1 protein-coding gene is annotated in these 418 nt (G+C 24.9%); it reads right to left on the bottom strand.

Annotated elements, in window-relative coordinates:
- Positions 1–418: site-specific integrase (locus AJ939_RS09280; protein WP_261666737.1), on the bottom strand; the 418-nt coding region annotated here is incomplete at both ends.

The raw sequence follows: 418 nt of genomic DNA on the forward strand, positions 1-418 counted from the left end.
ATGAAGTCCTTTTTTGCTGATCAAAGCTTTAGCGTAAATATTATTTACAATCAAAAAAGCATTACTTCTATTTAAATGTTTTCCTGTGCTAGTTTGCATTATGTAATCACTATCTTGGATATTTTCTTTAAAATATTCAAGCTCATCATCAACTTCTTCTTTTTTAATAAATGCAAATTGTTCTTTACCGCCCTTGCCTATTATGGATATTTTTAAAATTTCATCATCAACTTCTTCAAAATCACAAAGTTTTACATTTAAAGCTTCAGAAATTCTAAGTCCTCCATAAAGCATAAGTTTTATCAGTAAAGAGTTTCTAAAACTATTATAAACTTCTTTTTTTGCTTTTTCTTTTTCTAAAACATTATTTAGCCTTATAATTTCATTTTCATTAAGATAATTTAATTTTTCTTCTGAT

The organism is Campylobacter sp. BCW_6889 (genome assembly GCF_001762535.1).
In the GTDB taxonomy this organism is placed as follows: Bacteria; Campylobacterota; Campylobacteria; order Campylobacterales; family Campylobacteraceae; genus Campylobacter_D; species Campylobacter_D jejuni.